The 2,245-nt window shown below is 74.9% G+C and carries 2 protein-coding genes; both read right to left on the bottom strand.

Annotated features, from left to right (window positions below; translation table 11 throughout):
- Nucleotides 1-1,039: carbohydrate ABC transporter permease (locus EYA84_RS30785; RefSeq protein WP_131057718.1), on the bottom strand; the 1,039-nt coding region annotated here is incomplete at its 3' end.
- Nucleotides 1,036-2,245: ABC transporter substrate-binding protein (locus EYA84_RS30780; protein ID WP_131057717.1), on the bottom strand; the 1,210-nt coding region annotated here is incomplete at its 5' end. The genes EYA84_RS30780 and EYA84_RS30785, both read right to left, overlap by 4 nt.

The raw sequence follows: 2,245 nt of genomic DNA, 5'->3' as shown, positions 1-2,245 counted from the left end.
AGGTGGCCGCGAGCACCCCGAGCGGCAGCAGCCACGCCACGGCGGCCGCTGCGGCGAGCAGCCGGACCAGTCGTCGCGGCGGTGGCGCGGAAGCGGGCACGGCCCGTGGCGGTGGCGGCGGCCACGCCTGCCGGATGAACATCGACACCACGAGCATGCCGGCGGTCACCGCGACCAGCCAGATCACGCCCAGGGCCGCGCCCTGCCCGGTGGTCGTCGCCCCGGACGTCTGCCAGATCCGCAGCGCCAGCACCGACGCCTCGTCGCGTACCGAGCCGGGCGTCATCACCAGGATCAGGTCGAAGGTGCGGCTGGTGCCGACCGCGACCAGGGCGAAGACCACCGCCACCGTACGCAGCATCAACGGTCGCCACTGGGCGTCCCAGAACACGTCGCGACGGGAGCCGCCGAAGGCGCGTACCGCGTCGACCAGATCGGCGGGCACGGTGTCGAGTGCGGCCCGGAACACCAGCACGGCCAGCCCGACCCAGGCCCACACGAACGCCGACATCACCGCCACCGTCACCAGCCGTGGCCCGAGCAGGTGCGGCACCCGCTCGGGTGTGCCGGTCAACCAGGCCAGCAGCAGGGTCACCGGGCCCCGCTGCGGGTCCGGGTCGTAGAGCAGCCGGAACGTGACCCCGGTGACCACCAGCGGCAACGCGGTCGGCACCACCAGGATGAACCGGACCAGCCAGCCCTCCTGGGACCGGCGCGAGGCGGCGGCGAGCAGATACCCCAGGACGGTGACCACGGTCGGCACCAGCAGCGCCCAGAGCACGGTCCGGCCCACCGCGGCACCGGCGCCGGGCGAGGTCAGGGCGGCCCGGTAGTGCTCGGCGCCCACCCACCGCCCGTCGGTGGTGACGCTGGCCTGCACCGTCCGCAGCACCGGCCAGGCCAGCAACCCACCGAGCAGGAGCGCGGCCGGGGCGAGCAACGCCCAGGTGGCGCCGGTCGCCGGGTACGCGCGCCCGCGCCGGGGCGGCCCCACGTCGTCGAGCAGGGCGAGTTGCCCGAGCACGGGGTCGCGCCTCATCGTCCGCTCCCCGCCGCCCGGGCCGCCTCGGCGAGCTGCCCGGTGGCCCGCCGGACCGCCTCCCGGGCGGCCACCCCGTCGGTCACGTCCATGAAGAAGTCCTGCATGATGCGCCAGATCCCCACCCCGTCGGTGCCGGTGAAGGTGCCCGGCAGGCGGTCCGACAGGTCGTAGCGCAGCGCCTCGACGGCCCGGAACTCCGCCGCCAGCCGCCGACGCAGCGGGTCACGGTAGTTGTTCACCGGCACCACGAGGTTGGGGGAGAGGTAGCCGCCCGCCTCCAACCAGGGCCGGAACGCCGCCGCGTCGCTGAGCCAGCGCACCAGCTCCACCCCGGCGGCGGAGCCGGTGAAGGCGACCGCCGCGTCGCCGCCGACGACCAACGGCTGGTCGGCCACCCGTGAACCGGGAAACCGGAAGGTCACCAGCGGCTCGGTGCCGCGCCGGAAGCGGGCGGCCACGCCGTCGACGAAGTCGGCCTCGAACACCATGACGGCGGACCGGTGGTTCGCCACCTGGATCACCGACTCCTCGAACTGGGTGAGCAGGGCACGTTGACCGCCGCCGGGGAACGCGCCGTCGACGCTCCAGAGCTCGGCGAGCCGGTCGAGGGCGTCGCGGACCGGCGGGCCCTGCCAGTCGGCCTCGCCCCGGGCCAGCGCCTCGTACCCTCCGGGACGGGCGATGTCGGCGAGCACGTTCTCGAACCAGTCGGTGAGCACCCACCCGTCGGCGGCACCGACCGCCAACGGCGCCGGGCCCTCGCCCGCCCGGTGGCGTGCCCCGAGGCGGCGGGTCGTCTCGACCAGCGCGTCCCAGGTGCGGGGCGGCTCCGCGAGCATGGACGGGAAGTGCCAGAACAGCGACTTGTGCGCCGCCTTGATCCACAGGCCGTACCGGTGCCCGTCGACGGTGAGCAGGTCGGCCATCCCGGCCGGCGCCAGGTAACTGCTGGCCGGGGCGACCCGGTCGAGCCAGCCCCGACGGGCGTACTCGACGATCAGCCCCGGTCGCGGCAGGATCGCCACGTCCGGGCTGGTGCCGGCGAGCATCCGCGCGGTCAGGAAGGCGTCGATGTCGTTGCCCACGCCGATCACCCGGACGTCGGGGAAGCCGGCGACCACCTCCCGGAACCGGGTCAGCTCGGCGCCGCTCCACACCACCGCCACCTGCACCGGGCGGGGACTGTCTCTTATCCCCATCTGC

The organism is Verrucosispora sp. SN26_14.1 (assembly GCF_004307965.1).
Lineage (GTDB): Bacteria > Actinomycetota > Actinomycetes > Mycobacteriales > Micromonosporaceae > Micromonospora.
Note: the sequence above shows the minus strand (reverse complement) of the source record. Positions and strands in the feature narration are given on the sequence as shown.